Below are 21,521 nucleotides of genomic sequence, written 5' to 3'. Positions count from 1 at the left end.
ATCAGGCTACCACCACCTTCTCGATCACGCGGTCGTCGCCCAGGACGATCAGCGAAAACAGCAGCTCGTCCAGGTTCTGCGCACGCCCCGTCTTGCGCGCCAGCAGCGGCGTGGCCTTGGGGTTGAGCACCAAAAAGTCCGCCTCGGTGCCGGTTTGCAGGGTGCCGATCACGCCTTCCAGCCCCAGCGCGCGCGCGGCGGCGCCCGTGTGCGCCCACCACAGTTGCGAGGGCGTCAGGCTCAGGCCCGGTTTGCTCTGGCCCTCGCGCCCCACGTAGTAGGCGGCCAGCATGGTGTGAAAGGGGCTGAAGCTGGTGCCACCGCCCACGTCGCTGGCCAGGCCGTGGGGCACGCCGTGCTTCATGGCCGCCTCGAAGTCGAAGAAGCCGCTGCCCAGAAACAGGTTGCTGGTGGGGCTGACGGCCGCGGCCGTGCGGGTGTCGCGCATCAGCTGGCGGTCGGCGTCGTCCAGGTGGATGCAGTGCGCATACACGGCGCGCTGGCGCATCAGGCCGAAGTCCTGGTACACGCCCAGGTAGGAGCGCGACTTGGGGTAGAGCTCGCGCACCCATTTGACCTCGTCCTTGTTCTCGGCCACGTGCGAGTGGATCCAGGTGTCGGGGTATTTGGCGGCCAGCGCGCCGGCGCCGCGCAGCTGCGCCTCGCTGCTGGTGGGCGCAAAGCGCGGGGTGATGGCGTAGCCCAGGCGGCCCTTGCCGTGCCAGCGCTGGATCAGGGTTTCGGTGTCGATCAGGCTTTGCTCGGTCTCGTCGCGCACGCCGTCGGGCGAGTTGCGGTCTTGCATGACCTTGCCGCCGATCATGCGCAGGCCGTAGTGCTCGGCGCGGGTGAAGAAGGCGTCGGTGGAGGCGGGGTGCGAGGTGGGAAAGACCACCGCGGTGGTCACCCCGTTGCGCATCAGCTCCTCGAAGAAAACGCCGGCCACCTCGGCAGCGTATTGCGGATCGACAAAGCGCGACTCGGCCGGGAAGGTGTAGTTCTCCAGCCAGGGCAAGAGGCCTGCCGCCGGCGCGCCGATGATGTCGGTCTGCGCGTAGTGCACGTGCATGTCGATGAAACCCGGCGCGATGATGCGCTCGGGCCAGTGGGTGATGGGCACCTGGGGATGGCGCCCCGCCAGGGTGCGGTAGGCGCCGGCGTCCACCACCCGCCGCACGCCGCTGGCGTCGCCATCGACCACCAGCAGGCCGTCGCTGTCGTACAGTGCCTGCCCTTGGGAATCAAAACGGAGCAACTGCGCTCGATACGCTTGCATGTCAATGTCCCCAGGCGCCTGGCAAAGTGCACCGCGCGCCAAACCCAAAGGCCCCGATGGCCGCGGAGCAGGCCGCGCCAGTGATCGCCGCGGCCGGGGTTTCCCCGGTCGTTGGCGATGCCCCCGCGAGGGGGGAGGCGCAACAACGCGCAGCGTGTGGAGATTGGGGGTGTGCCATTTCAATCTCCGCCGACGTAGATGAACTTGAAGAGGAAGATGGCGGCGATGATCCACACCATCCAGTGCGCCTCACGGCCGCGGCCCGTCAGCAGCTTGATGCCGGCGTAACTGATGAAGCCGAAGGCCAGGCCGTTGGCAATCGAGTAGGTGAAGGGCATCATCAGCGCCGTGATGGCCGCGGGCACCACTTCGGTGGAGTCGTCCCAGTCCAGCTCGGTCAGCTCGCGCAGCATCAGGCAGGCGACGAAGAACAGCGCCGGGGCGGTGGCGTAGGCGGGCACGGCGCCGGCCAGCGGGGCGATGAACAGCGCGGCCAGGAACAGCACCGACACGGTGAGGGCCGTCAGGCCCGTGCGCCCGCCCGCCTGCACGCCGGCGGCGCTCTCGACATAGGCGGTGGTGCTGGAGGTGCCCAGCAGCGAGCCGGCGAAGATGGCCACGCTGTCGGCAAACAGCGACTTGTTCAGGCGCTCCATGCGGCCGGGCACCAACAGGCCCGCGCGCTTGGCCACGCCCATCAGGGTGCCGGTGGCGTCAAACAGCTCGACCAGGAAGAACACCAGCACCACGTTCAGGAAGCCGTGCGAGATGGCCGACTTGATGTCGAGCTTGAGGAAAGTGGGCTCGATCGAGGGCGGCATGTCGAAGATGCCATGGAACTGGTTGCCGCCGAAGAAGAAGGAGGCGATGGTGACGGCGATGATGCCGATCAGGATGGCGCCGGGCACGCGGAACTTGTCCAGCGCGACGATCAGCAGAAAGCCCAGCGAGGCCAGCACCACGGGCGGCGAGTGCAGATCGCCCAGGGTGATGTAGGTGGCCTTGGAGGCCGCCACGATGCCGGCGCTCTTGAGCGCGATCAACGCCAGAAAGAGGCCAATGCCCACCGTGATGGCGTTGCGCAGCGACTGCGGGATGCCCCGGATGATGAGCCCGCGCAGGCCGAAGATGGTGACCGCCATGAACAGGCAGCCCGAGATGAACACCGCGCCCAGCGCCGCCTGCCACGGAAAGCCCATGCCCAGCACCACGGTGTAGGCGAAGTAGGCGTTCAGCCCCATGCCGGGGGCCAGCGCGATGGGGTAGTTGGCGTACAGCGCCATCACCGCCGTGCCCAGCGCGGCGATCAGGCAGGTGGCCACGAACACCGAGGACTTGGGCATGCCCGCGTCGCCCAGTATGGCCGGGTTGACGAAGATGATGTAGGCCATCGTCAGGAACGTGGTGACGCCGGCGATGACCTCGGTGCGCACCGTGGTGCCGTGGTCCTGCAGCTTGAACAGGTTTTCGGTCCAGCTCATGGGGTTGTCTCCTCCGGTTGGGGCTTGGATCAGGGTTGGGGGCAAGGGCCAGGGGCGTGGCCGCTCGCCAGGCTGGCGGCCACGTCCTTGGTTCGGTCACGCAGCCAGCGAGCGCTGCTCGACTGGTGGCTGCGCGGATGCCACAGCTGGTAGTACAGCAGCGGGGGCATGGCGATGGGGCAGGGCAGGATGACCACCGGCAGGTGCGCGGCCACCCGCTCGCAGTACTGGCGGCCGGTGGTCAGCACCAGCAGGGTGCCGGCCACCATTTCGGCGACCAGGCTGAAGTAGGCGCAGCGCGCGGCGATGTTGCGCTGCAGGCCCTGGCTGTCCAGGATCTGATCGATGATGCCGCGCGCGCCGGGGTGCATGGGGGTGGGCGCGATGTGGTCGGCCTGGAGCCAGTCGGACTCGTCCCAGCCGCGACGCACGGCCGGATGGTCCCGGCTGACCAGGCACACCACCTCGTCGCTGAACAGGCGCGCCAGGTGCAGGTCTTCGGGCGGTTGCAGCCAGTTGCCGATGACCAGGTCGATGTCGCCCTGGCCGAGGTGGGCGCGGTAGTCGCTCTCGCGCGTGAGGGCATGGATCTCGATGCGCGTGAGCGGCGCCTGGCGTTTGACGTCGGCCACCAGGCGCGGCAGGAACGATGGGTCCAGGTAGTCGCTGGCGGCAATGCGGAAGGTGGCGGTGCTGGTGCGCGGATCGAATTGGCGCGCCTCGGTGAACAGCGCCTCGGCGGCGCCCAGGATGTGGGCCGCGGGCTCGACCATGCGCCGCCCGGCGTCGGTGGCCACCATGTGCGCGCCGTTGCGCACCAGCAGCGGATCGCCCGCCAGCTCGCGCAGGCGCTTGAGCGCGGCCGACACGGCCGGCTGGTGCATGCCCAGGCGCAGGGCCGCGCGCGAGACGCTGCGCTCGGTCAGCACGGTGTGCAGCACGCGGATCAGGTGCAGGTCGATGCGGTCGAACAGCGTGCGCTCGGCGACCGCGCTGGCCATGCCACCGGGTGCGGTATCTCCGGCCGGTGGGCCCAGGGGCGATGAGGTCATGGTTCAGCGCCTGGACGGGGCCAGGGCAGGTGCGGTGGTCGGTGGATCAGGCGGCCTGTCGTACGGCGGTGAGGGCGCGCAAGATGGCTTCGCTGGTGGCGGGTGCTGTCAGGGGCGGATCGACCCGGTGCCCGCCGGCGGCCGAAATGGCGTCGCGGATGGCGAAGAACACCGAGAAGGGCAGCAGCAGCGGCGGCTCGCCCACGGCCTTGCTGCGGTGGATGGAGTCCTCGGCGTTGGGGCCGTCGAACAGCCGCACGTTGAACACCGGTGGGCAGTCGTTGGCGGTGGGAATCTTGTAGGTGCTGGGTGCGTGCGTGGTGAGCAGCCCGGTCTTGGGGTGCCACACCAGCTCCTCGGTGGTGATCCAGCCCATGCCCTGGATGAAGGCGCCCTCGACCTGGCCGATATCCACCGCGGGGTTCAGCGAGCGGCCCGCGTCGTGCAGGATGTCGGCGCGCAGCAGCTTCCATTCGCCCGTCAGCGTGTCGATCACCACCTCGCTCACGGCGGCGCCGTAGGCAAAGTAGTAGAAGGGGCGGCCCTGCATCCTGTCCTTGTCCCAGGACAGCCCAGGCGTGGCGTAGAAGCCGTCGGACCACAGCTGCACGCGATCGAGATACGCCTCGCTGATGACCGTGTTGAAGGCCAGCGTCTTGCCGCCCACGTACACCTGGTCGTTGGCAAAGCGCACGTCGGTGGCCCGCCCGCCGTGGCGCGCCGCGGCGCTGGCGGCCAGGCGCTCGCGCAGTTGGCTTGCCGCGTCCTGTGCGGCCTTGCCGTTCAGGTCGGCCCCGGTCGACGCGGCCGTGGCCGAGGTGTTGGCCACCTTGCTGGTGTCGGTGGCGGTGCAGCGCACGCGGTCGAAGCCCACGCCCAACTCGTGCGCCACCACCTGTGCCACCTTGGTGTTCAGGCCCTGGCCCATTTCGGTGCCGCCGTGGTTGACCAGGATGGAGCCGTCGGTGTAGATGTGCACCAGCGCGCCGGCCTGGTTGAAGTGCTTGACGTTGAAGCTGATGCCGAACTTCAGCGGCGTGAGCGCCAGGCCGCGCTTGAGCACCGGGCTGTCGGCGTTGTAGGCGGCCACGGCGGCGCGGCGGGCTTGGTAGTCGCTGCCGGCCTCGAGCTGCTCGACCAGCTCGTGGATCACGTTGTCGGTCACCGTCTGGCGGTAGGGCGTGACGTTGCGCTCGTCCTTGCCGTAGAAGTTGGCGCGGCGCACCGCCAGCGCATCGCGGCCCAGCTTGCGCGCGATGCTGTCCATGATGTATTCGATGGCGATCGCCCCTTGCGGGCCGCCGAAGCCGCGAAACGCGGTGTTGCTTTGCGTGTTGGTTTTGCCGCAATAGCCGTGCATGGCGACTTCGGGCAGCCAGTAGGCGTTGTCGAAGTGGCACACCGCGCGCGTCATCACCGGGGCCGACAAATCGGCCGAGTGGCCGCAGTGCGACACCATTTGCAGCGTGACGCCCAGGATGCGGCCGTCGTCGTCGTAGCCCACGTCGTACTCGTACCAGAAGCCGTGGCGCCGGCCCGTGATGAGAAAGTCGTCGTCGCGATCCAGCCGCAGCTTGACCGGGCGGTTCAGCGCGCGCGCGGCCACGGCGGCGATGCAGGCGAACTGCGCCGACTGCGATTCCTTGCCGCCAAAGCCGCCGCCCATGCGCCGGCACTCGACCAGCACCGCGTTGGAGTGCACGCCCAGCGCGTGCGCCACCAGGTGCTGCATCTCGCTGGGGTGCTGGGTGGAGCAGTGCACGTGCATGCCGCCGCCTTCCTTGGGGATGGCATAGCTGATCTGGCCTTCGAGGTAGAACTGCTCCTGTCCGCCCACGTCCCATTCGCCCGTCAGGCGGTGCGGCGCGGCGGCGATGGCGGCGCGGATGCCGGCCTCGTCCCGGCCGCTGGTGCTGCGCAGCAGGTGCATGGGCGGCACCACGTACTGGCCCTTGGCGTGGGCCTGGCGCGGCGTCAGCACCGGCTCGGCCGGCTCGATCTGCAGCACCTTCCTGGCCAGGGCGGCGGCGCGGCGCGCCTGGTCGCGCGTTTGGGCGACGACGGCGAACACCGGCTGTCCCAGAAAGCGGATCTCGCCGTCGCACAGGATGGGGTCGTCCGGCACCGCCGAGCCGCAGTCGTTGACGCCCGGGATGTCTTCGCCGGTGATGACCCTGACCACGCCGGGCATGGCGCGCACGGCATCCAGGTCCATTCCCAACAGCTTGCCGGCAGCCACCGGCGACAGGCCCAGCGCGCAGTGCAGTGTGCCGGCCAGCTCGGGAATGTCGTCGGCGTAGGTGGCGGTGCCGGTGACGTGCAGCACGGCCGACTCGTGCGGCAGGCTAATGCCCACGCGCGCGCCGGCGTCTTGCGCGCGGCTTTCGCCTTCGGTGTCCAGCCGATGTTCGAGGTTGGCGCGGTAGTCGGCAAAGGGCTGGGCCGGGCGCAGCAAATGGTCGATAACGGGCTTGTTCATGGTGATCTCCTTGAACCGCGGTTGCTGCCGCTTCAGGCCGTGGCGTGCGGCAGGACGCTGAACACGCTGGTGTCGCCGGGCGCCAGCGGCGCGTCGGAGCGGGTTTCCAGCCACAGGCGCTCGATCAGGTTTTGCGCCACCTGCAGGCGATAGCCGTCGCTGGCGCGCATGTCGGTCAGCGGTTGATAGTCCTGCTTCATGGCCTGCTGGGCGGCGCGCACGCTGGCCTGTGTCCAGGGCTGGCCCAGCAGGGCGGCCTCGGCGTGGGCGGCGCGCTTGACGATGCCGGCCATGCCGCCGTAGGCCAGGCGGATGCTCTTGACCTTGCCGCCATCCACTTCGATTGCCATGCCGGCGCACAGCGCCGAGATGTCGCAGTCAAAGCGCTTGCTGATCTTGTAGCCACGCACCTGGCGTTTGAAGGCGGCCAGCGGCACGGCCACGGCCTGCACGAACTCGCCGTCCTGCAGGGCGTTCTTCATGTAGTCCAGATAAAAGTCGGTCAGCGGCATGCGGCGCACCGCGGCGCCCTTGCGCAGTTCGATCTGCGCATCCAGCGCCATCAGGATGGGGGGCGAATCGCCGATGGGCGAGCCGTTGGCCACGTTGCCGCCCATGGTGCCGGCGTGGCGGATGGGCGGCGAGGCAAAGCGCAGCCACACGTCGGTGAGCTGCGGCGCGCGCTGCACCAGGGCGCGCCAGGCGTCCTCCAGCGAGGCAGCCGCGCCGATCCACAGCTCGTCACCGCACTCTTCGACGCGCTGCAAATCGGCCACGCGGCCGGTGTAGATCAGATCGCCCACGTCGCGAAACTGCTTGTTGACCCACAGGCCCACGTCGGTGGAGCCGGCCAGGATGCGCGCCTGGGGCTTGGCCAGGCGCAGGGCGGCCAGTTCGTCGGCGCTGCGCGGGGCGTGGAAGTGGTTGGTGCGCTCGCCCTGCGGCGTGCGGGTGGCGGCGGTGTAGTCCAGCGCGGCGGGGGCCTTCAGGCCCTCGAGGGCGCGCACCACGGCGGCACGGTCGAGCCGCACGGCGGGCAAATCGAACATGCGCTGGCCGGCGTCGAGAATGGGGCGATAGCCGGTGCAGCGGCACAGGTTGCCCGACAGGTCATCGGCCAGCTGCTGGCGCGACGGACGGGTGCCGGCCTGCTGGTGCGCCTCGTAGGTGGACCACATCGACATCACGAAGCCGGGGGTGCAAAAGCCGCACTGCGAGCCGTGGCACTCGACCATGGCCTGCTGCACGGGGTGCAGGTCGGCGTCGTGGGCCCGCGCGGCCTGCTTGTCCTGGCCCAGCGCCTGCAAATCCTCCACCGTGAACAAGGCCTTGCCGTCGAGCGTGGGCAGGAACTGGATGCAGGCGTTGACGCTGGCGAGCTGCAACTGGCCCTGGGCGTCCAACTCGCCCAGCACCACGGTGCAGGCGCCGCAGTCGCCCTCGTTGCAGCCTTCCTTGGTGCCGGTGGCGCGCTCGCGCTCGCGCAGCCAGTCCAGCACGGTGCGCGTGGTCGGCTCGCCGGTGACGGTGACCACGGCGCCGCGGTGGAAAAAGCGGATGACTTGAGAGGGCGTGGCGGCGGATGTTGGATGGGTCATGGCGAATCTCCCGGTCAAGGGCACGGGCGCAACTTGGCGCCTGGCGGGCTATGCCGCAATGGTGCGCCTTTCTTTTGCATCGTGGCATATCGGATGTTCCATATCCGACATGTTGCGGGCCGCATAACACCCGGGTTAACCCGGACAATGGGCGGCGGATTGCGCCGTTTTCGGCAGGGTTTGCGGCCGGGCGCCCGGCCCGGGGGGCGCCATCAGCAGCAGCTGCGCGGCGGTGGCCACGGCAATCACCTCGGGCTCCTTGCCGGTGATGCCGGGGATGCCGATGGGGCAGGTGATGCGCGCCTGCTCGGCCTCGCTGAAGCCGCGCGCCGACAGACGATGGCGAAACGTGGCCCACTTGGTCTTGCTGCCGATCAGGCCGACGTAGGGCAGGTCATCGCGCTCGCGCAGGCGCTCCAGGCAGGCGATCACGATGTCCAGGTCTTCGGCATGGCTGAAGCTCATGATCAGCACGCGGCTGCCGGGCGGCAAATCGTGCACGGCGGCTTGCACCGGGTCGCTGTATTCGGTGCGCACCGATGCCGGCAGCGCGGCCGGAAACACCTGGTCGCGGCTGTCGATCCAGCACACGGCATAGGGCAGGGTGCACAGCACCCGCACGAGGGCGTGGCCCACGTGGCCGCCGCCGAACAGGGCCAGTGGCGTCAGGCGCGCTTGCAGGCGCTGGCGCAGCGCCGGTGCGTCGGCGGCGCTGATCCGCTCGAAGCGCAAGAACACCATGCCGCCGCAGCACTGCCCCAGGCTGGGGCCCAGTGGGTAGCGCCGCACCTCGCCGTGGCGCGGGGCGCTCGTGTCGCCGGCCAGCAGGGCGCGCGCCTCGGCGATGGCCTGGTATTCCAGCTGGCCGCCGCCGATGGTGGCGCTCAGGGCATCGGGCCAGACCACCATCCAGGTGCCGGCCTCGCGCGGGGCCGAGCCGCGCGTTTCGGCCACCTGCACCAGCACGCCGACGCCGCGGTGCAGCCGCTGCAAACATTCGTCCAGCGCCGAGGTCGTGGTCATGCGCGCATTGTGCCGCGGTTGGAACCGAGGGATCGAATCGCAGGGGCCCGCGATCCGGTTCAGGCTGAAGCGGGCGCGGGCGTGCATTCGCCCCGTTGGTCGCTAACCATGCAAGGCATCCACGGTTTCGTGCTCCCGCAACCATCGCGCGCGGCGCTCGAACAGCAGGGGCACGGCGCGATTGGCCTGGGCAATGGTGTCGGCCAGATCGCCCGAGAGCAGCTTGCCGTCGTCCACCACGATGCGCCCGGCCACCATGGTCAGGGTCACGTCACCGCCTTGCACCGCATGCACCAGGTTGTGATGCAGATTGCCGCCGGCGCCGCCCAGCAGCGGCGTCATGCGCGGCGTGTCGGTGCGCACGGCAATCAGGTCGGCGGCCTTGCCCACTTCGATTGATCCGATGGTTTGATCCAGCCCGAGCGCGCGCGCGCCACCGATGGTGGCCATGCGGCACACCGACCACGCATCCAGCGCGGCGGCGTCCAGGCGCGACAGCTTGGCCAACAGCGACGCGGTTTTCATCTCCTCGAACATGTCGAGATTGTTGTTCTCCTTCTCGCCATCGGTGCCCAGCCCCACGGCAATGCCGCGGGCCAGCATGGCCTCGACCGGCGCCGCGCCGCTGGCCAGCTTCATGTTGCTGACCGGGTTGTGGGCCACGCCGACACGCTTTGCGGCAAGAAGATCCATTTCGTCTTCGGAGGTCCAGACACAATGCGCCAGCAGCACCCGATGCGCATCGAGCAAGCCAAACTCCTGCAGCGCCTGAATCGGCCGCATGCCGTATCGCCGCTGGGTTTCTTCGACGTCGAACTGGCTTTCGTTGCTGTGCGTGTGAAAGCCGACCCGGTGGCGGCGGCTCATCTCGGTGCAACGGCGCCAGGCCTCGGGCGTGGCGTAGAACATGTGCTCCAGGCCGACCCAGACGTGAACGCGGCCATCGGCGCGGCCATGCCAGCGCTCGATCAATGCCTCGTTGGTGTCCAGCGTCTCGAAGTAGTCGTGCTGGGGGTGTTCGGCCACGTAGGGCACCAGGACGGCGCGGATGCCCAGATCGCTGGCGGCGCGCGCGCTGCCTTCCATGTGGCGCCACATGTCAACGACGGTGGTCGTGCCCGACAGCAGCGCTTCGGCATAGCACAGGCGCGAGGCGAGTTCAGCCTCTTCGGCGTTGACGACGCGGTGCATCGGATCGATGTGCTGGCGCAGCCATTCCCACACGGGCAGGCCCTCGGCCGTGCCGCGCAGCAGGCCCGAGTGCGCATGCGTGTTGATGAGACCCGGCATCAACAGTCGGTTGGCCAGCCGTCGCACGGGTGCGGCAGGATGCTTGCCTGCGACTTCGGCAATGGAGCCGGTCGCGGCGATGCGGCCGTCCTGGTCGATCAAGACGGCCCCTTGCTCGATGATGCGGTTGTCGGCGTCCATCGTGAGCAGGTGGTCGGCGTGCAGGATTTGGGCGGTCATTGTGGGTGTCTCTTTCGAAAGTCAACAGGTCGGGCGCCTGCCAGCGCAGCGTCGCGGGCGGCTGCCGGCCGCATGATGGGTCGCAGACCTGCGTGCGGCCCGCGCCGCCGCGGCAGCCATTCGTTTGGCGCCGAAAAGCTGATCATGCGCGCATTGGGGGCGCGGCGCATGGCCGTGGCGGATGCGCCGAGCCGCGACGCCGGTCAATCAACGCGCGCGCCGGAAGCCTTGACCACCGGCGCCCAGGCCTCGACCTCGGCGTGGATGAAGCGGTTGAAGTCCTGCGGGCTGTTTTTTTCGACCACGGCGCCCAGCTTGGCGTAGGCCTGCATGACCTCGGGCTTGTCAAACGCCAGGTTGACCGTGTCGTTGATCTTGTTCAACACGGCCTTGGGGGTGCCTTTGGGGGCCACCAGGCCGAACCAGGAGGTCACGTCGAATGGCGCCACGCCGCTTTCCTCCATGGTGGGCACGTCGGGTGCCGAGGGCGAGCGCTGTTTGGTGGTGACGGCCAGCGCGCGCAGCTTGCCGCCTTGCACGTGCGGCCAGGCCGAGATCATGTTGTCGAACATGTACTGCACCTGCCCGCCCATCAGGTCGGTCAGCGCCGGCGCGCTGCCCTTGTAGGGCACGTGCACGGCGTGGGTGCCGGTGCGCACCTTGAACAGTTCACCCGCCATGTGGATGGAGGTGCCGCTGCCCGACGAAGCGTAGGACACCTTGTCGCCCTGGGCCTTCAGCCAGGCGATGAATTCAGGCACGGTTTTCGCCGGCACGTTGGGGTTGACGACCAGGATGTTGGGCATCTTGGCGCACAGGGCAACGCCGTCGAAGTCGCGCTCGAGCTTGAACCGGGCGTTGGTGTAGAGCGTCTGGTTGATGGTGCTGGTGACGGCCATCATCAGCAGCGTGTAGCCGTCGGGCTCGGCCGCGCGCACCTGGTCGGTGGCGATGTTGCTGCCACCGCCGGGCTTGTTGTCGACGATGAAAGGCTGGCCCAGCGCCTCGGTCAGCTCCTTGGCCATCAGGCGCGCCACGATGTCGGTGGTGCCGCCGGCGGAAAACCCGACGACGACGCGCACCGGCTTGGCGGGCCAGGCGCCTTGCGCACGCGCGCCCAGGGCGCTGGCGGCCAGCAGGCCAAGGCCGGCCTGGGTGATGTGACGGCGGGTGAGGGGGCGGGAATAGGGCATCGAGGTGTCTCCGTGTGTGATTTGTCAAGAAGCCTCAATGTAGCGGCACCGCGGCCCAGGTCGAACCGCGGTTTTCCCGCCCCCCGCTTTTCCATGACGATGGAGCCTACGTGCGCTTGCGCGGGGAGCGGTTGAAGCCCATGGGCCCCACGGCCGCGAAGCAGGCCATGCCCGCGATCGCCGTGGCCGGGGTTTCCCCGGTCACTGGCGATGCCCCCGGCAAGGGGGAAGGCGAAACATCGCGCAGCGAGTGGAGATTGGGGGGCGCCCTTTCACCGCACGTAAGCCGTCTCGCCATGGCTGGCAATGTCCAGGCCCTGGCGCTCGTCTTCCTCGCTCACGCGCAGGCCAAACACCAGATCGGCGATCTTGAAGGCGATGAACGCCGCCACGCCCGACCACACCACGGTCATCAGCACGCTCTTGGTCTGCACCCACACCTGCTGGGCCATGGCAAAGTCCGCGCCCTGCGCGCCGCCCAGGGCGGGCGCGGCAAACACGCCGGTCAGGATGGCGCCGACGATGCCGCCCACGCCGTGCACGCCGAAGACGTCGAAGGCGTCGTCCACGCGCAGCATGCGCTTGAGCCCGCCCACACCCCACAGGCAGACCACGCCGGCCACCGCGCCGATGACGATGGCGCCCATGGGGCCGACAAAACCGGCCGCCGGCGTGACCGCCACCAGGCCAGCCACGGCGCCTGAGGCCGCGCCCAGCATCGAGGCCTTGCCCTTGTGCAGCGCCTCGGCCGCGCTCCAGGACAGCGTGGCCGCCGCCGTGGCCAGCACAGTGGTGACGAAGGCCAGGCCGGCCTGGCCGTTGGCCGCGCCGGCCGAGCCGGCGTTGAAGCCGAACCAGCCCACCCACAGCAGCGAGGCGCCCACCATGGTCAGCGTCAGGCTGTGCGGCGCCATCGCCTCGCGGCCAAAGCCGATGCGCTTGCCCACCATGTAGGCGCCCACCAGCCCGGCCATGCCGGCGTTGATGTGCACCACGGTGCCGCCGGCAAAGTCCAGCGCGCCGTCCTTGGCCAGCAGGCCGCCGCCCCACACCATGTGGGCGATCGGCACGTAGCTGAGGGTGAACCACAGCACCGCGAACAGCAGCACCGCCGAAAAGCGCGCGCGCTCGGCAAAGGCGCCCACCGTCAGCGCCACCGTGATGGCGGCGAAGGTGCCCTGGAAGGCCAGAAACACGTATTCGGGGATGGTGGGCAGCGCGCCGAAGGTTTCTTGCGTGACACCCTTCAAGAACAGCTTGTCCAGGCCGCCGAAGAAGTTGCCCTCGCCGCTGAAGGTCAGGCTGTAGCCATAGATGGCCCACAGCAGCGTGATGAGCGAGAAGATGACGAACACCTGCACCAGCACGCTCAGCATGTTCTTGCTGCGCGCCAGACCGCCATAGAACAGCGCCAGGCCGGGGATGGTCATCAGGATCACCAGCAGGGTCGAGGTCAGCATCCAGGCGGTGTCGCCCGAGTTGAGCGCGGGTGCGGGAGCGTCGGCGGCAAAGGCGGGCAAGGCCAGCAGCAGGGCGAGCGAGAGAAGAATTCGTTTCATGATTTTGCGGTCCTCTGGGCGTGCCATCAAATGGCTTCGGTGCCGGTCTCGCCGGTGCGGATGCGGATGACCTGCTCGAGCGAGGTGACGAAAATCTTGCCGTCGCCGATCTTGCCGGTGCGCGCGCCTTGCTCGATGGCCTCGATCACGCGCTCCAGATCGCCGTCGGCCACGGCCGCCTCGATGCGGATCTTGGGCAAGAAGTCGACCACGTATTCCGCGCCGCGGTACAGCTCGGTGTGGCCCTTCTGCCGGCCGAAGCCCTTGACCTCGGACACCGTGAGGCCCGAGGCGCCGACGGCGGCCAGGGCTTCGCGCACCTCCTCGAGCTTGAAGGGTTTGATGATGGCGGTCACCAGTTTCATGTCGCTTCCTTTTTGATAGCTTGTTGCGCTTGTTGGGCGGGCGCTGGAGTGGCTTTTTTCTTAAAACGAATACTTCAGGCCCAGCATCAGCGCCGGCTTGCCCGTAAAGCGCCCCGAGGGCGTGACGTACAGCGCCTTGTCGGCATTGGTGCCCACCACGGCGGCACTGGCCGACAGCCCGTTGCCGAAGTCCTTGTTCAGCGTCAGCGCGTAGTCCGTGTAGGCCAGCGCGCCGTTGTGGCGCACGCCCTGGCGGCCGACGTGCGGCACCACCGACCAGCCGTCGCCCAGGTCGAAGTTGGCGCTCAGGTCCAGGTAGCCGCTGCCCTTGCTGTCGGCCACGCCGAACAGGTTGGTCAGCGCGTGCGAGTACTTCAGCGTGACCATTTCCCAGGTCAGCGCGCCGTAGATCTCGGTGGTGTTGGGGCTGACGGCCAGCTGCGCGCTGGGGTACTGGTAGCGCAGCAGGCCGACGTCATAGCCGATGGGGCCGGCGCTGCCCTTGTAGCCGCCGTACACGTCCCATTCCATCGGCGCGTCGCCGCCGCCGTCCTTGATCCAGCGGATCGACGACAGCCAGGTGCCCACGTACAGGCCACTTGAATGGCTGTAGTCCGCCCCCGCGCTGACGGCGGGCTTCAGGCGGCTTTGCGAGATGCCGCGGTAGCGGTAGTCGCTGGTGATGCCGACGTTGAAGCTCAGGCTGTGCTCGGGCGTGACGGCCGGCGCGGCCGGCGCGGGCGGCTCGGCCGTCTGCGCCAACGCGCCAAGGCTGGCGCCGAGAAGGCCGGCGGCCAGCAAAGGGGAAATCAAGGGGTGCGAACGATGGGGCAAGGCCTCTCTCCTGAAGTTGAAATGGCGGATGCAAGGCTTCAAGCAGGAAGCGTGCCAGATCAAATCCCGGAGCACGCGGCGGCGCTGCGACGCAGGCACGGCGTGCGGGCGCGGTTTGGTTGTGGGCCTTGGATGCCCCGGTTCAGGGCGTGCGCACCAACCGGCGGCGCACCACGGGCGTGCATGGCTGTGCACGTTTGCGTGCAGGCCGGGGCCGGCGTTGCGCCGGCCCTGAGGCTGAATCAGTCTTCCAGCCCCAATTCCTGCATCTTGCGCGTGATGGTGTTGCGCCCGATGCCCAGCTTTTGCGCCGCCTCGGCGCGGCGGCCGTGGGTGAGGGCCAGGGCGGCGCGCAGCAGCTCGCCCTCGAAGCGGTCGGCCAGGTGCTTCCACACGTCGGGCTCGCCGGCCTGCAGGCGCGCGCGGGCCTCGTGGGCGAGGGCGGCTGCCCAGTCGGCGGGCGTGCCTGCCTCGGTGAATCCGCTTGCGACCGGAGCGGCCGGCGCGGCACGGGCCTCGGCGGGCGCAGTGGCTGGCGCGAGCGTGCTGACAGGCGTGGCGGCGTGCAGTGGCGCCGCACCAAACAGGTCGGCCGGCAAATCCTCGCTCTGGATCAACTGTGTGGGCGCCATCACCGTCAGCCAGCGGCACAGGTTTTCGAGCTGGCGCACGTTGCCGGGGTAGTCGAATGCGGCCAGGCGCGCCAGCGCCGTGTCGGCGATACGCTTGGGTTCCACGCCCAGCTCCTGCGCGCTGCGCGCCAGGAAGAAGCGCGCCAGCTCGGGGATGTCCTCGCGGCGCTCGCGCAGCGGCGGCAGGCGCAGACGGATGACGTTCAGGCGGTGGTACAGGTCTTCGCGAAAACTGCCGCCCTTCACGCGCTCTTCCAGGTTCTGGTGGGTGGCGGCGATGATGCGCGCGTCCACCTTCAGCGGCTGGTGGCCGCCCACGCGGTAGTACTGGCCGTCGCTCAGCACGCGCAGCAGGCGCGTCTGCAAGTCGAGCGGCATGTCGCCGATCTCGTCCAGAAACAGCGTGCCGCCGGCGGCCTGCTCGAAGCGCCCGCGCCGCGTGGCCTGTGCGCCGGTGAAGGCGCCGCGCTCGTGGCCGAACAGCTCGCTTTCCAGCAGATCCTTGGGCACCGCCGCGGTGTTGATGGCGACGAAAGGGCCTTGCGCACGCCGGCTGTGGCGGTGCAGGGCCAGCGCCACCAGTTCCTTGCCGGTGCCGCTGGCGCCGGTGACCAGCACCGTGGCCTGGCTCTGGCTCAGGCGGCCGATGGCGCGAAACACCTCCTGCATGGCCGGCGCCTGGCCCAGCATCTGCGGCATCCCGGCGCTGCCGGGCTCGGCGGCGTCCACGGGCCGGCTTTCGCCCACGGCGCGGCGGATCAGCTCGACCGCCTTGGCCACGTCGAAGGGCTTGGGCAGGTATTCAAACGCGCCGCTCTGAAAGGCGCCGACGGCGCTGTCCAGGTCGGTGTAGGCGGTCATGATGATGACGGGCAGCGCGGGCTGGCGTTGCTTGACTTCGGCCAGCAGCTCGATGCCATTGCCGCCGGGCATGCGGATGTCGCTCACCAGCACCTGCGGTGCGTCGCCCGCGTCCAGCGCGGCGATGACCTCGCGCGGATCGGTGAACAGGCGCACCGGCAGTTGCTCGCGCTCGAGCGCACGTTGCAGCACGAAGCGGATGGATTGGTCGTCGTCGATGACCCAGATGGGTTTCATGGGGGCTCCAGGTTTTCAGCGTACCGGAATCAGCAGGGTAAACCGCGTCGATCCGTCCGCGCTCTCGTGTTCGATCGTGCCCTCGTGCTGCTGCACGAAGGTCTGCGCCAGCGCCAGCCCCAGGCCGGTGCCGCCTTCGCGCCCGGACACCAGGGGCTGGAAGATGCGCTCGCGCAAATCCGCCGGCACGCCAGGGCCGTTGTCTTGCACCTGCAGCTCGATGGCCAGCTTGAAGCGCTGGTGGCCGATGGTGACCTGGCGCGCCACGCGGGTGCGCAGGGTGATGGCCGCGTCGCCCTGGGCGATGCGCCCGGCCAGCGCCTGCGCGGCGTTGCGCACGATGTTGAGCAGCGCCTGGATCAGGCGCTCGCGGTCGCCGCGCAGCTCGGGCAGCGAGGCGTCGTAGTCGCGCAAGATGGCGAGGCCGCGCGGAAACTCGGCCAGCACCACCGAGCGCACGCGCTCGCAGATTTCGTGGATGTTGACCTCGCCCAGCACCAGCGCGCGCTGGTGCGGCGCCAGCAGGCGGTCCACCAGCGCCTGCAGGCGGTCGGCCTCGTGGATGATGACGTCGGTGTACTCGGCCGATTCGGCGAAGTGGCGCGCGCTCGCCTCCATCGCCAGCAGTTGCGCCGCGCCGCGGATGCCGCCCAGGGGGTTCTTGATCTCGTGTGCCAGGTTGCGCAGCAGCTCCTTTTGCTCGCGCGCCAGGCGGTGCGTGCGCTCCTCGCGGTCTTGCCGGCTCTGCTGCTCGATCTCGGTCATCTCCACCAGCACGCTGGCGCCGGCGCCGCCGCGCTCCAGTGGGCTGACGACGACGTGCACCGGCAGCGGGTGCGCACCCGGCGCGGGGCCGTGCAGCGTGGCCTCGAAGCGGCTGACGATGAGCTGGCCCGTGCGCTGCAGCGCGCCCAGCAGCGGCGCCGGGTCGACAAACCAGTCGGTGGCCTGACCCTGCACCAGCTTGCGCCGCGACTGGCACAGCGCGTTTTCCAGCGCCGAATTGACCAGCTCGCAGCGGCCGTCCGCGCGCACCACGGCTACCAGCGTGCACAGCAGGTCGAAGGCCTCGGGGGCGAGGGGGTCGGGCGGGGTGCTCATCGAGGGATGAAAACAGCCGGACGCAGAGGACGCAAAGGAATCGCAAAGGACGCAAAAAATTCAAAAAATTGTGTCCTGCTCGGGTCGAACGTTTTTGAAATTTTTCGCGTCCTTTGCGTACTCTTTGCGTCCTCTGCGTCCGGTATTTGGGGCTTGCAGCAGCGCCTGCTGTCAAAGCTCCTTGACCAGCACCTGGCTGCGCCGATCCCAGTTGTACTTGCGCTTGCGCGCGTCGGGCAGCCAGTCCGGATCGACGGGCTGAAAGCCGCGCTTGATGAACCAGTGCATGGTGCGCGTGGTCAGCACGAAGATGCTTTTCAGGCCCATCAGACGCGCGCGCTGCTCCACGCGCTTCAGGACCTTCTCGCCGTCGCCCTGGCCCTGGCTTTGCGGCGACACGGTGAGCGCCGCCATCTCGGCCGTGCCGGCGTCGGGGTAAGGGTAGAGCGCGGCGCAGGCAAAGATCACGCCGTCGTGCTCCAGCACGGTGTAGTTGCCGATGTCGCGCTCGATGTCGGTGCGGCTGCGCTTGACCAGGGTGCCGTCCTTTTCAAACGGCTCGATCAGCTGCAGGATGCCGCCCACGTCGTCGGCGTCGGCCTCGCGCAGGCTCTCCAGCTTTTCGTCCACCACCATGGTGCCGATGCCGTCATGCACGTACACCTCCAGCAGCAGCGAGCCGTCGGTGGCGTAGGGCACGATGTGGCTGCGCTCCACGCCGTGCTCGCACGCACTGACGCAGTGGCGCAGGTAAAAGCTGTCGTCGGCGGGCTGCTCGGCCGCGGGCAGACGCGCCAGCAGGGCGCGCGCCTCGGCCAGCGGGATCTCGGTGTCGATCGGGTTGTCGTCCGATGCCGGCTCGCCCGGGCGCATGCGCAGGCCGGGCGTCTCGGTCACGAACAGCAGCTTGTCGGCCTGCAGCGCCGTCGCCACCGAGGTGGCCGTTTCTTCCATCGCCAGGTTGAAGGCCTCGCCCGTGGGCGAAAAGCCGAAGGGCGAGATCAGCACCATCGCGCCGCCGTCCAGCGAGCGGCGAATGCCCGCCACGTCCACCTTGCGCACCACGCCCGTGCTCTTGAAGTCCACCCCGTCGATGATGCCCATGGGCCGCGCGGTGATGAAGTTGCCCGAGATCACCCGCACCGTGGCCCCCGCCATGGGCGTGTTGGGCAGGCCCTGGCTGAAGGCCGCCTCGATCTCGAAGCGCAGCTGCCCCGCGGCCTCCTGCGCGCAGTCCAGCGCCACGGCGTCGGTGATGCGCTGGCCGTGCGAATAGTGCGCCGGGTGGCCCTTGATCTGCAACTGCTCATTGACCTGCGGGCGAAAGCCGTGCACCAGCACCACCTTGACGCCCATGCTCTGGATCAGCGCCAGGTCGGTGGCAATGGCGGCCAGCTTGCCCGCCGCAATCGCCTCGCCCACCAGGCCCACCACGAAGGTCTTGCCACGGTGCATGTGGATGTAGGGCGCGACCGAGCGAAACCAGGGCACGAAGGTGAAGTTGAAAACAGTCGACATGGGCGGAAGTAGTGGGAGGAGGGCGCCTGCAAGCGCAGATCCGGGCGGGCGCAAGGATAACGCGCGCGGGCAGTGCCGGTTTGTCCACCGGGCGAGCCGCCGCTGCGTTGAATGGACTTGAACATTTTGAAAGGGTTCACCATGAAACCGTCCACTCTGGCCGCTTGCGGCCTGGCCGCCGTTCTGGCCTTCTCCTCGGGCGTGGCCAGCGCCAAGGGGTGCATCAAGGGGGCGGCGGTGGGCGCGGTGGCCGGCCACTATGCCGGACACCATGCCGTGCTGGGCGCCGTCGGCGGCTGCTTTGCCGGGCGGCACATCGCCAAAACCAAGGCGGCCGAACAAAAAGCCGCCCAGCAGCGGGCCGGGCAGGGTGACGCGGCGCACGCGGGCACATTGCAAACCGCCGCGCCAGCCCATTGAAAGGCCGCGCGGCCGCGGCGCCGCGACGAGGTTCCCGTCGGCCATGGGTCAAAATCCGCAGCGCGAACGTGCTCGCGCGGCAGCTCCAGGCCGCGTCTTTTGTGAACCTCATGGCCTTGATGAATTCCCCGACAACCGACCCTGCCGCCGCTACCGTGGGCCAGCTCATCGCACGCGGCGCGGCGCAGCTGGCTGACGCCGGCGTCGCCTTTGGCCACGGCACCACCAACGCCCGTGACGAAGCCGCCTGGCTGGTGCTGTGGTGCCTGGGCCTGCCGCTGGACAGTCCCTTGGGCGATGAACCGGATTCAATGGAAAATCAGGCTGTAGCGCCCGCCAGTCAAGCGCAGATAGCTACTCTTTTCGAAGCGCGCATCGCCACCCGCAAGCCCGCCGCCTACCTCACGCGCGAGGCCTGGCTGGCCGGCGTGCCATTTTACGTGGACGAGCGCGCCATCGTGCCGCGCAGCTTCATTGCCGAGCTGCTGGCCGACGGCAGCATCGATCCGTGGTTGTCCGACCAGACGCGCCACGTGCTCGATTTGTGCACCGGCAACGGCAGCCTGGCCTGCCTGGCCGCCATGGCCTGGCCCGAGATCGCCGTGACCGGCGCCGACATTTCAAGCGACGCGCTGGCCGTGGCGCGCATCAACGTGGCCAAGCACGGCTTGCAAGAACGCGTGCGGCTGATCGAGTCCGACGGCCTGGCTGCGTGCCCGGGCCCCTGGGATCTAATTTTGTGCAACCCGCCCTACGTCAATGCCGACAGCATGGCGCGCCTGCCCGACGAATACCGCGCCGAGCCCGAGCTGGCCCTGGCCGGCGGGGCGGACGGCATGGACTTCATCCGCCGCCTGTTGGCCGACGCGCCCGCGCGCATGAGCGAGGACGCCGTGCTGGTGCTGGAGATCGGCAACGAGCGCGCGCACTTCGAAGCCGCCTTTGCCGAGCTGCCCGTGTTCTGGCTGGAGACCAGCGCCGGCGCCGACCAGGTGCTGCTCATCACGCGCCAAGCCTTGCTGGGCCTGCCCGGCGGGGCCGGCGGGTGAGTGGCGCACCAGCCTACTGGCGACCCATCAGATGGCGCGCCACGGCCTCGTAGGCCGGCAGCGAGGTGGCGTCGTTGGCGCTGTTGGCGGCAATGGGGTGCGAGGCAAAGCGCACGATCACCATCTCTGCCGCCGGGTCGATGTAGATGGTTTGCCCATGCACGCCGCGCGCCGCAAAGGCGCCGTGCGCGTTGGCGGTGTGCCACCACATGTCGCGATAGGACCAGCCGGGCAGTTCGGGGTGGTCCGACTTGGCAAACGCCGCCTGGCTGCCGCCGCGGGCGATGTCTTCGATGGCGCGGGCGGGCAGGATCTGCTCGCCGTGCCAGCGGCCCTGGTTGCGAATCAGCTCGCCAAAGCGCGCCATGTCGCGCAAGCCGGCGTTGAAGCCGCCACCCGCAAAGGGCGTGCCCAGCTCGTCCACCGAGTAATAGGCGTCCTGCTCCATGCCGATCCGGCGCCATACGCGCTCGGCCAGCAGCTCGCCCACCGCCTTGCCGCTGGCCCGCGCGACGAGCCAGCCCATCACGTCGGCATTGGGGGTCTTGTAGCCAAATGCCTCGCCGTGCACGCCGCCCTTCTTGATCGTTTGCAGCGCCGCGTGGTAGCCGACGGGGCCCGCGTAGCCCTTGGGCTTGGGCAGGGGGTTGCCCGCGGCCGAGTATTGCCAGATCTCGGCCTTGGGGTCGGCGTAGTCCTCGCTGAACTGCAGCGCCGTGGTCATGTCCAGCACCTGCCGCACCGTCGCATCGCCAAAGGCCGAGTCCCTGAGCTCGGGGATGTAGTCGGCCACCCGCTTGTTCTCGTCCAGCGCGCCCTCGGCCACCAGCACCGCGCCCAGCGTGCCGGTGAGGGACTTGGTCACCGACATCGCGGCGTGCCTGCGGTCCGCCGCCAGTGCGCCGAAATACCTTTCATGGACGATGCGGCCCTGGTGCAGGATCACGATGCCATCGGTGTAGTTTTGCCAAAGCGATTCTTCCCACGTCATGTCCTTGTCCGCGTTTGTCGGGCGGAACGCGATGGCATCGATGCGTGGATCGAGGCGGTAAGGCAGCGGATCGGGCGCGCGCAGGCCGCGCGACACGTTGACCACGGGCATGAACTCGCTCATGTGCACCACGCTCCAGCGCATGGCCGGAAACTCGAAGAACGAGCCATCGGCAAAGCGCAGCTGCCGGTCCTTCGGCGGCGGAAAGCCCTGCATCCAGCCCATGCGCACGGGATCGCTTTGCTGCGCCGACAGCACCGGCTTTTCTGCCTCGGCCGGGCTGGGCATCGAAAAGCCCGCCACGGCCAAGGCAAGGGCCGCGCCAAGGGCGGATCGGTGAAGAAGCGGGTTGACGGTGCGTTGCATCGAGGTCGTCCAATCG

Annotated in this window: 17 protein-coding genes; 2 read left to right on the top strand and 15 right to left on the bottom strand. The window is 68.9% G+C overall.

Features of this window, described 5'->3' with window-relative positions:
* Position 1 precedes the first annotated feature (1 nt).
* The 14 genes from guaD to argA form a co-directional block, all read right to left on the bottom strand.
* Positions 2–1,276, bottom strand: a complete 1,275-nt coding sequence (gene guaD, locus U1F38_RS08270) for a guanine deaminase (RefSeq protein WP_409986577.1) — start codon at positions 1,274–1,276, stop codon at positions 2–4.
* Between the two features lie 179 nt (positions 1,277–1,455).
* Positions 1,456–2,757 (bottom strand): NCS2 family permease, encoded by a 1,302-nt coding sequence (locus U1F38_RS08265; RefSeq protein WP_409986576.1) that lies wholly within the window; start codon positions 2,755–2,757, stop codon positions 1,456–1,458.
* A gap of 29 nt (positions 2,758–2,786) precedes the next feature.
* The gene (locus tag U1F38_RS08260; protein WP_409986768.1) at positions 2,787–3,758 is read right to left on the bottom strand and encodes a LysR family transcriptional regulator; all 972 of its coding nucleotides are present in this window, start codon (positions 3,756–3,758) and stop codon (positions 2,787–2,789) included.
* A 97-nt stretch (positions 3,759–3,855) separates the two neighbouring features.
* A complete protein-coding gene (gene xdhB, locus U1F38_RS08255) occupies positions 3,856–6,288 on the bottom strand; it encodes a xanthine dehydrogenase molybdopterin binding subunit (protein ID WP_409986575.1) in 2,433 nt (810 codons plus the stop codon).
* Positions 6,289–6,320: 32 nt separating this feature from the next.
* The gene (gene xdhA / locus U1F38_RS08250) at positions 6,321–7,886 is read right to left on the bottom strand and encodes a xanthine dehydrogenase small subunit (RefSeq protein WP_409986574.1); all 1,566 of its coding nucleotides are present in this window, start codon (positions 7,884–7,886) and stop codon (positions 6,321–6,323) included.
* 135 nt (positions 7,887–8,021) lie between these two features.
* Entirely contained in the window at positions 8,022–8,909 is an 888-nt protein-coding gene (xdhC, locus tag U1F38_RS08245; protein ID WP_409986573.1) for a xanthine dehydrogenase accessory protein XdhC, read from the bottom strand.
* Positions 8,910–9,011: 102 nt separating this feature from the next.
* Positions 9,012–10,379 carry an amidohydrolase family protein gene (locus U1F38_RS08240; protein ID WP_409986572.1) on the bottom strand — a complete coding sequence of 456 codons (1,368 nt, stop codon included), beginning with the start codon at positions 10,377–10,379 and terminating at the stop codon, positions 9,012–9,014.
* A gap of 203 nt (positions 10,380–10,582) precedes the next feature.
* Positions 10,583–11,572 (bottom strand): Bug family tripartite tricarboxylate transporter substrate binding protein, encoded by a 990-nt coding sequence (locus U1F38_RS08235; protein ID WP_409986571.1) that lies wholly within the window; start codon positions 11,570–11,572, stop codon positions 10,583–10,585.
* A gap of 272 nt (positions 11,573–11,844) precedes the next feature.
* Positions 11,845–13,131, bottom strand: a complete 1,287-nt coding sequence (locus tag U1F38_RS08230; RefSeq protein WP_409986570.1) for an ammonium transporter — start codon at positions 13,129–13,131, stop codon at positions 11,845–11,847.
* 26 nt (positions 13,132–13,157) lie between these two features.
* Positions 13,158–13,496, bottom strand: coding sequence for a P-II family nitrogen regulator (locus U1F38_RS08225; protein WP_409986569.1), 339 nt, complete (start codon positions 13,494–13,496; stop codon positions 13,158–13,160).
* A gap of 60 nt (positions 13,497–13,556) precedes the next feature.
* Positions 13,557–14,309, bottom strand: a complete 753-nt coding sequence (locus U1F38_RS08220; protein WP_409986568.1) for a TorF family putative porin — start codon at positions 14,307–14,309, stop codon at positions 13,557–13,559.
* 263 nt (positions 14,310–14,572) lie between these two features.
* Positions 14,573–16,060: a nitrogen regulation protein NR(I) gene (gene ntrC / locus U1F38_RS08215; RefSeq protein WP_409986567.1), complete on the bottom strand. Its 1,488-nt coding sequence runs from the start codon at positions 16,058–16,060 to the stop codon at positions 14,573–14,575.
* Between the two features lie 15 nt (positions 16,061–16,075).
* A complete protein-coding gene (glnL, locus tag U1F38_RS08210; protein WP_409986566.1) occupies positions 16,076–17,161 on the bottom strand; it encodes a nitrogen regulation protein NR(II) in 1,086 nt (361 codons plus the stop codon).
* 171 nt (positions 17,162–17,332) lie between these two features.
* Positions 17,333–18,679 carry an amino-acid N-acetyltransferase gene (gene argA / locus U1F38_RS08205; RefSeq protein ID WP_409986565.1) on the bottom strand — a complete coding sequence of 449 codons (1,347 nt, stop codon included), beginning with the start codon at positions 18,677–18,679 and terminating at the stop codon, positions 17,333–17,335.
* 141 nt (positions 18,680–18,820) lie between these two features.
* On the opposite strand from argA, the gene U1F38_RS08200 reads away from it, so the two are divergent.
* Positions 18,821–19,099, top strand: a complete 279-nt coding sequence (locus U1F38_RS08200) for a hypothetical protein (RefSeq protein ID WP_409986564.1) — start codon at positions 18,821–18,823, stop codon at positions 19,097–19,099.
* A gap of 119 nt (positions 19,100–19,218) precedes the next feature.
* A complete protein-coding gene (gene prmB / locus U1F38_RS08195; protein ID WP_409986563.1) occupies positions 19,219–20,148 on the top strand; it encodes a 50S ribosomal protein L3 N(5)-glutamine methyltransferase in 930 nt (309 codons plus the stop codon).
* A 13-nt stretch (positions 20,149–20,161) separates the two neighbouring features.
* Here the strand turns inward: prmB and U1F38_RS08190 are convergent, their stop codons facing one another.
* Positions 20,162–21,505 carry a serine hydrolase domain-containing protein gene (locus U1F38_RS08190; protein ID WP_409986562.1) on the bottom strand — a complete coding sequence of 448 codons (1,344 nt, stop codon included), beginning with the start codon at positions 21,503–21,505 and terminating at the stop codon, positions 20,162–20,164.
* Between the last annotated feature and the right edge of the window lie 16 nt (positions 21,506–21,521).

Origin of the sequence: Ottowia sp. (assembly GCF_046348305.1) — a bacterium.
Taxonomy (GTDB): Bacteria; Pseudomonadota; Gammaproteobacteria; order Burkholderiales; family Burkholderiaceae_C; genus Ottowia.
This window is presented reverse-complemented; position numbering and strand designations above follow the sequence as displayed.

Bases quoted from the DNA above. Each gene is read 5' to 3' on its own strand.
- guaD (WP_409986577.1), bottom strand. From the start codon at position 1,276: ATGCAAGCGTATCGAGCGCAGTTGCTCCGTTTTGATTCCCAAGGGCAG.
- U1F38_RS08265 (WP_409986576.1), bottom strand. From the start codon at position 2,757: ATGAGCTGGACCGAAAACCTGTTCAAGCTGCAGGACCACGGCACCACG.
- U1F38_RS08260 (WP_409986768.1), bottom strand. From the start codon at position 3,758: ATGGCCAGCGCGGTCGCCGAGCGCACGCTGTTCGACCGCATCGACCTG.
- xdhB (WP_409986575.1), bottom strand. From the start codon at position 6,288: ATGAACAAGCCCGTTATCGACCATTTGCTGCGCCCGGCCCAGCCCTTT.
- xdhA (WP_409986574.1), bottom strand. From the start codon at position 7,886: ATGACCCATCCAACATCCGCCGCCACGCCCTCTCAAGTCATCCGCTTT.
- xdhC (WP_409986573.1), bottom strand. From the start codon at position 8,909: ATGACCACGACCTCGGCGCTGGACGAATGTTTGCAGCGGCTGCACCGC.
- U1F38_RS08240 (WP_409986572.1), bottom strand. From the start codon at position 10,379: ATGACCGCCCAAATCCTGCACGCCGACCACCTGCTCACGATGGACGCC.
- U1F38_RS08235 (WP_409986571.1), bottom strand. From the start codon at position 11,572: ATGCCCTATTCCCGCCCCCTCACCCGCCGTCACATCACCCAGGCCGGC.
- U1F38_RS08230 (WP_409986570.1), bottom strand. From the start codon at position 13,131: ATGAAACGAATTCTTCTCTCGCTCGCCCTGCTGCTGGCCTTGCCCGCC.
- U1F38_RS08225 (WP_409986569.1), bottom strand. From the start codon at position 13,496: ATGAAACTGGTGACCGCCATCATCAAACCCTTCAAGCTCGAGGAGGTG.
- ntrC (WP_409986567.1), bottom strand. From the start codon at position 16,060: ATGAAACCCATCTGGGTCATCGACGACGACCAATCCATCCGCTTCGTG.
- glnL (WP_409986566.1), bottom strand. From the start codon at position 17,161: ATGAGCACCCCGCCCGACCCCCTCGCCCCCGAGGCCTTCGACCTGCTG.
- argA (WP_409986565.1), bottom strand. From the start codon at position 18,679: ATGTCGACTGTTTTCAACTTCACCTTCGTGCCCTGGTTTCGCTCGGTC.
- U1F38_RS08200 (WP_409986564.1), top strand. From the start codon at position 18,821: ATGAAACCGTCCACTCTGGCCGCTTGCGGCCTGGCCGCCGTTCTGGCC.
- prmB (WP_409986563.1), top strand. From the start codon at position 19,219: ATGAATTCCCCGACAACCGACCCTGCCGCCGCTACCGTGGGCCAGCTC.
- U1F38_RS08190 (WP_409986562.1), bottom strand. From the start codon at position 21,505: ATGCAACGCACCGTCAACCCGCTTCTTCACCGATCCGCCCTTGGCGCG.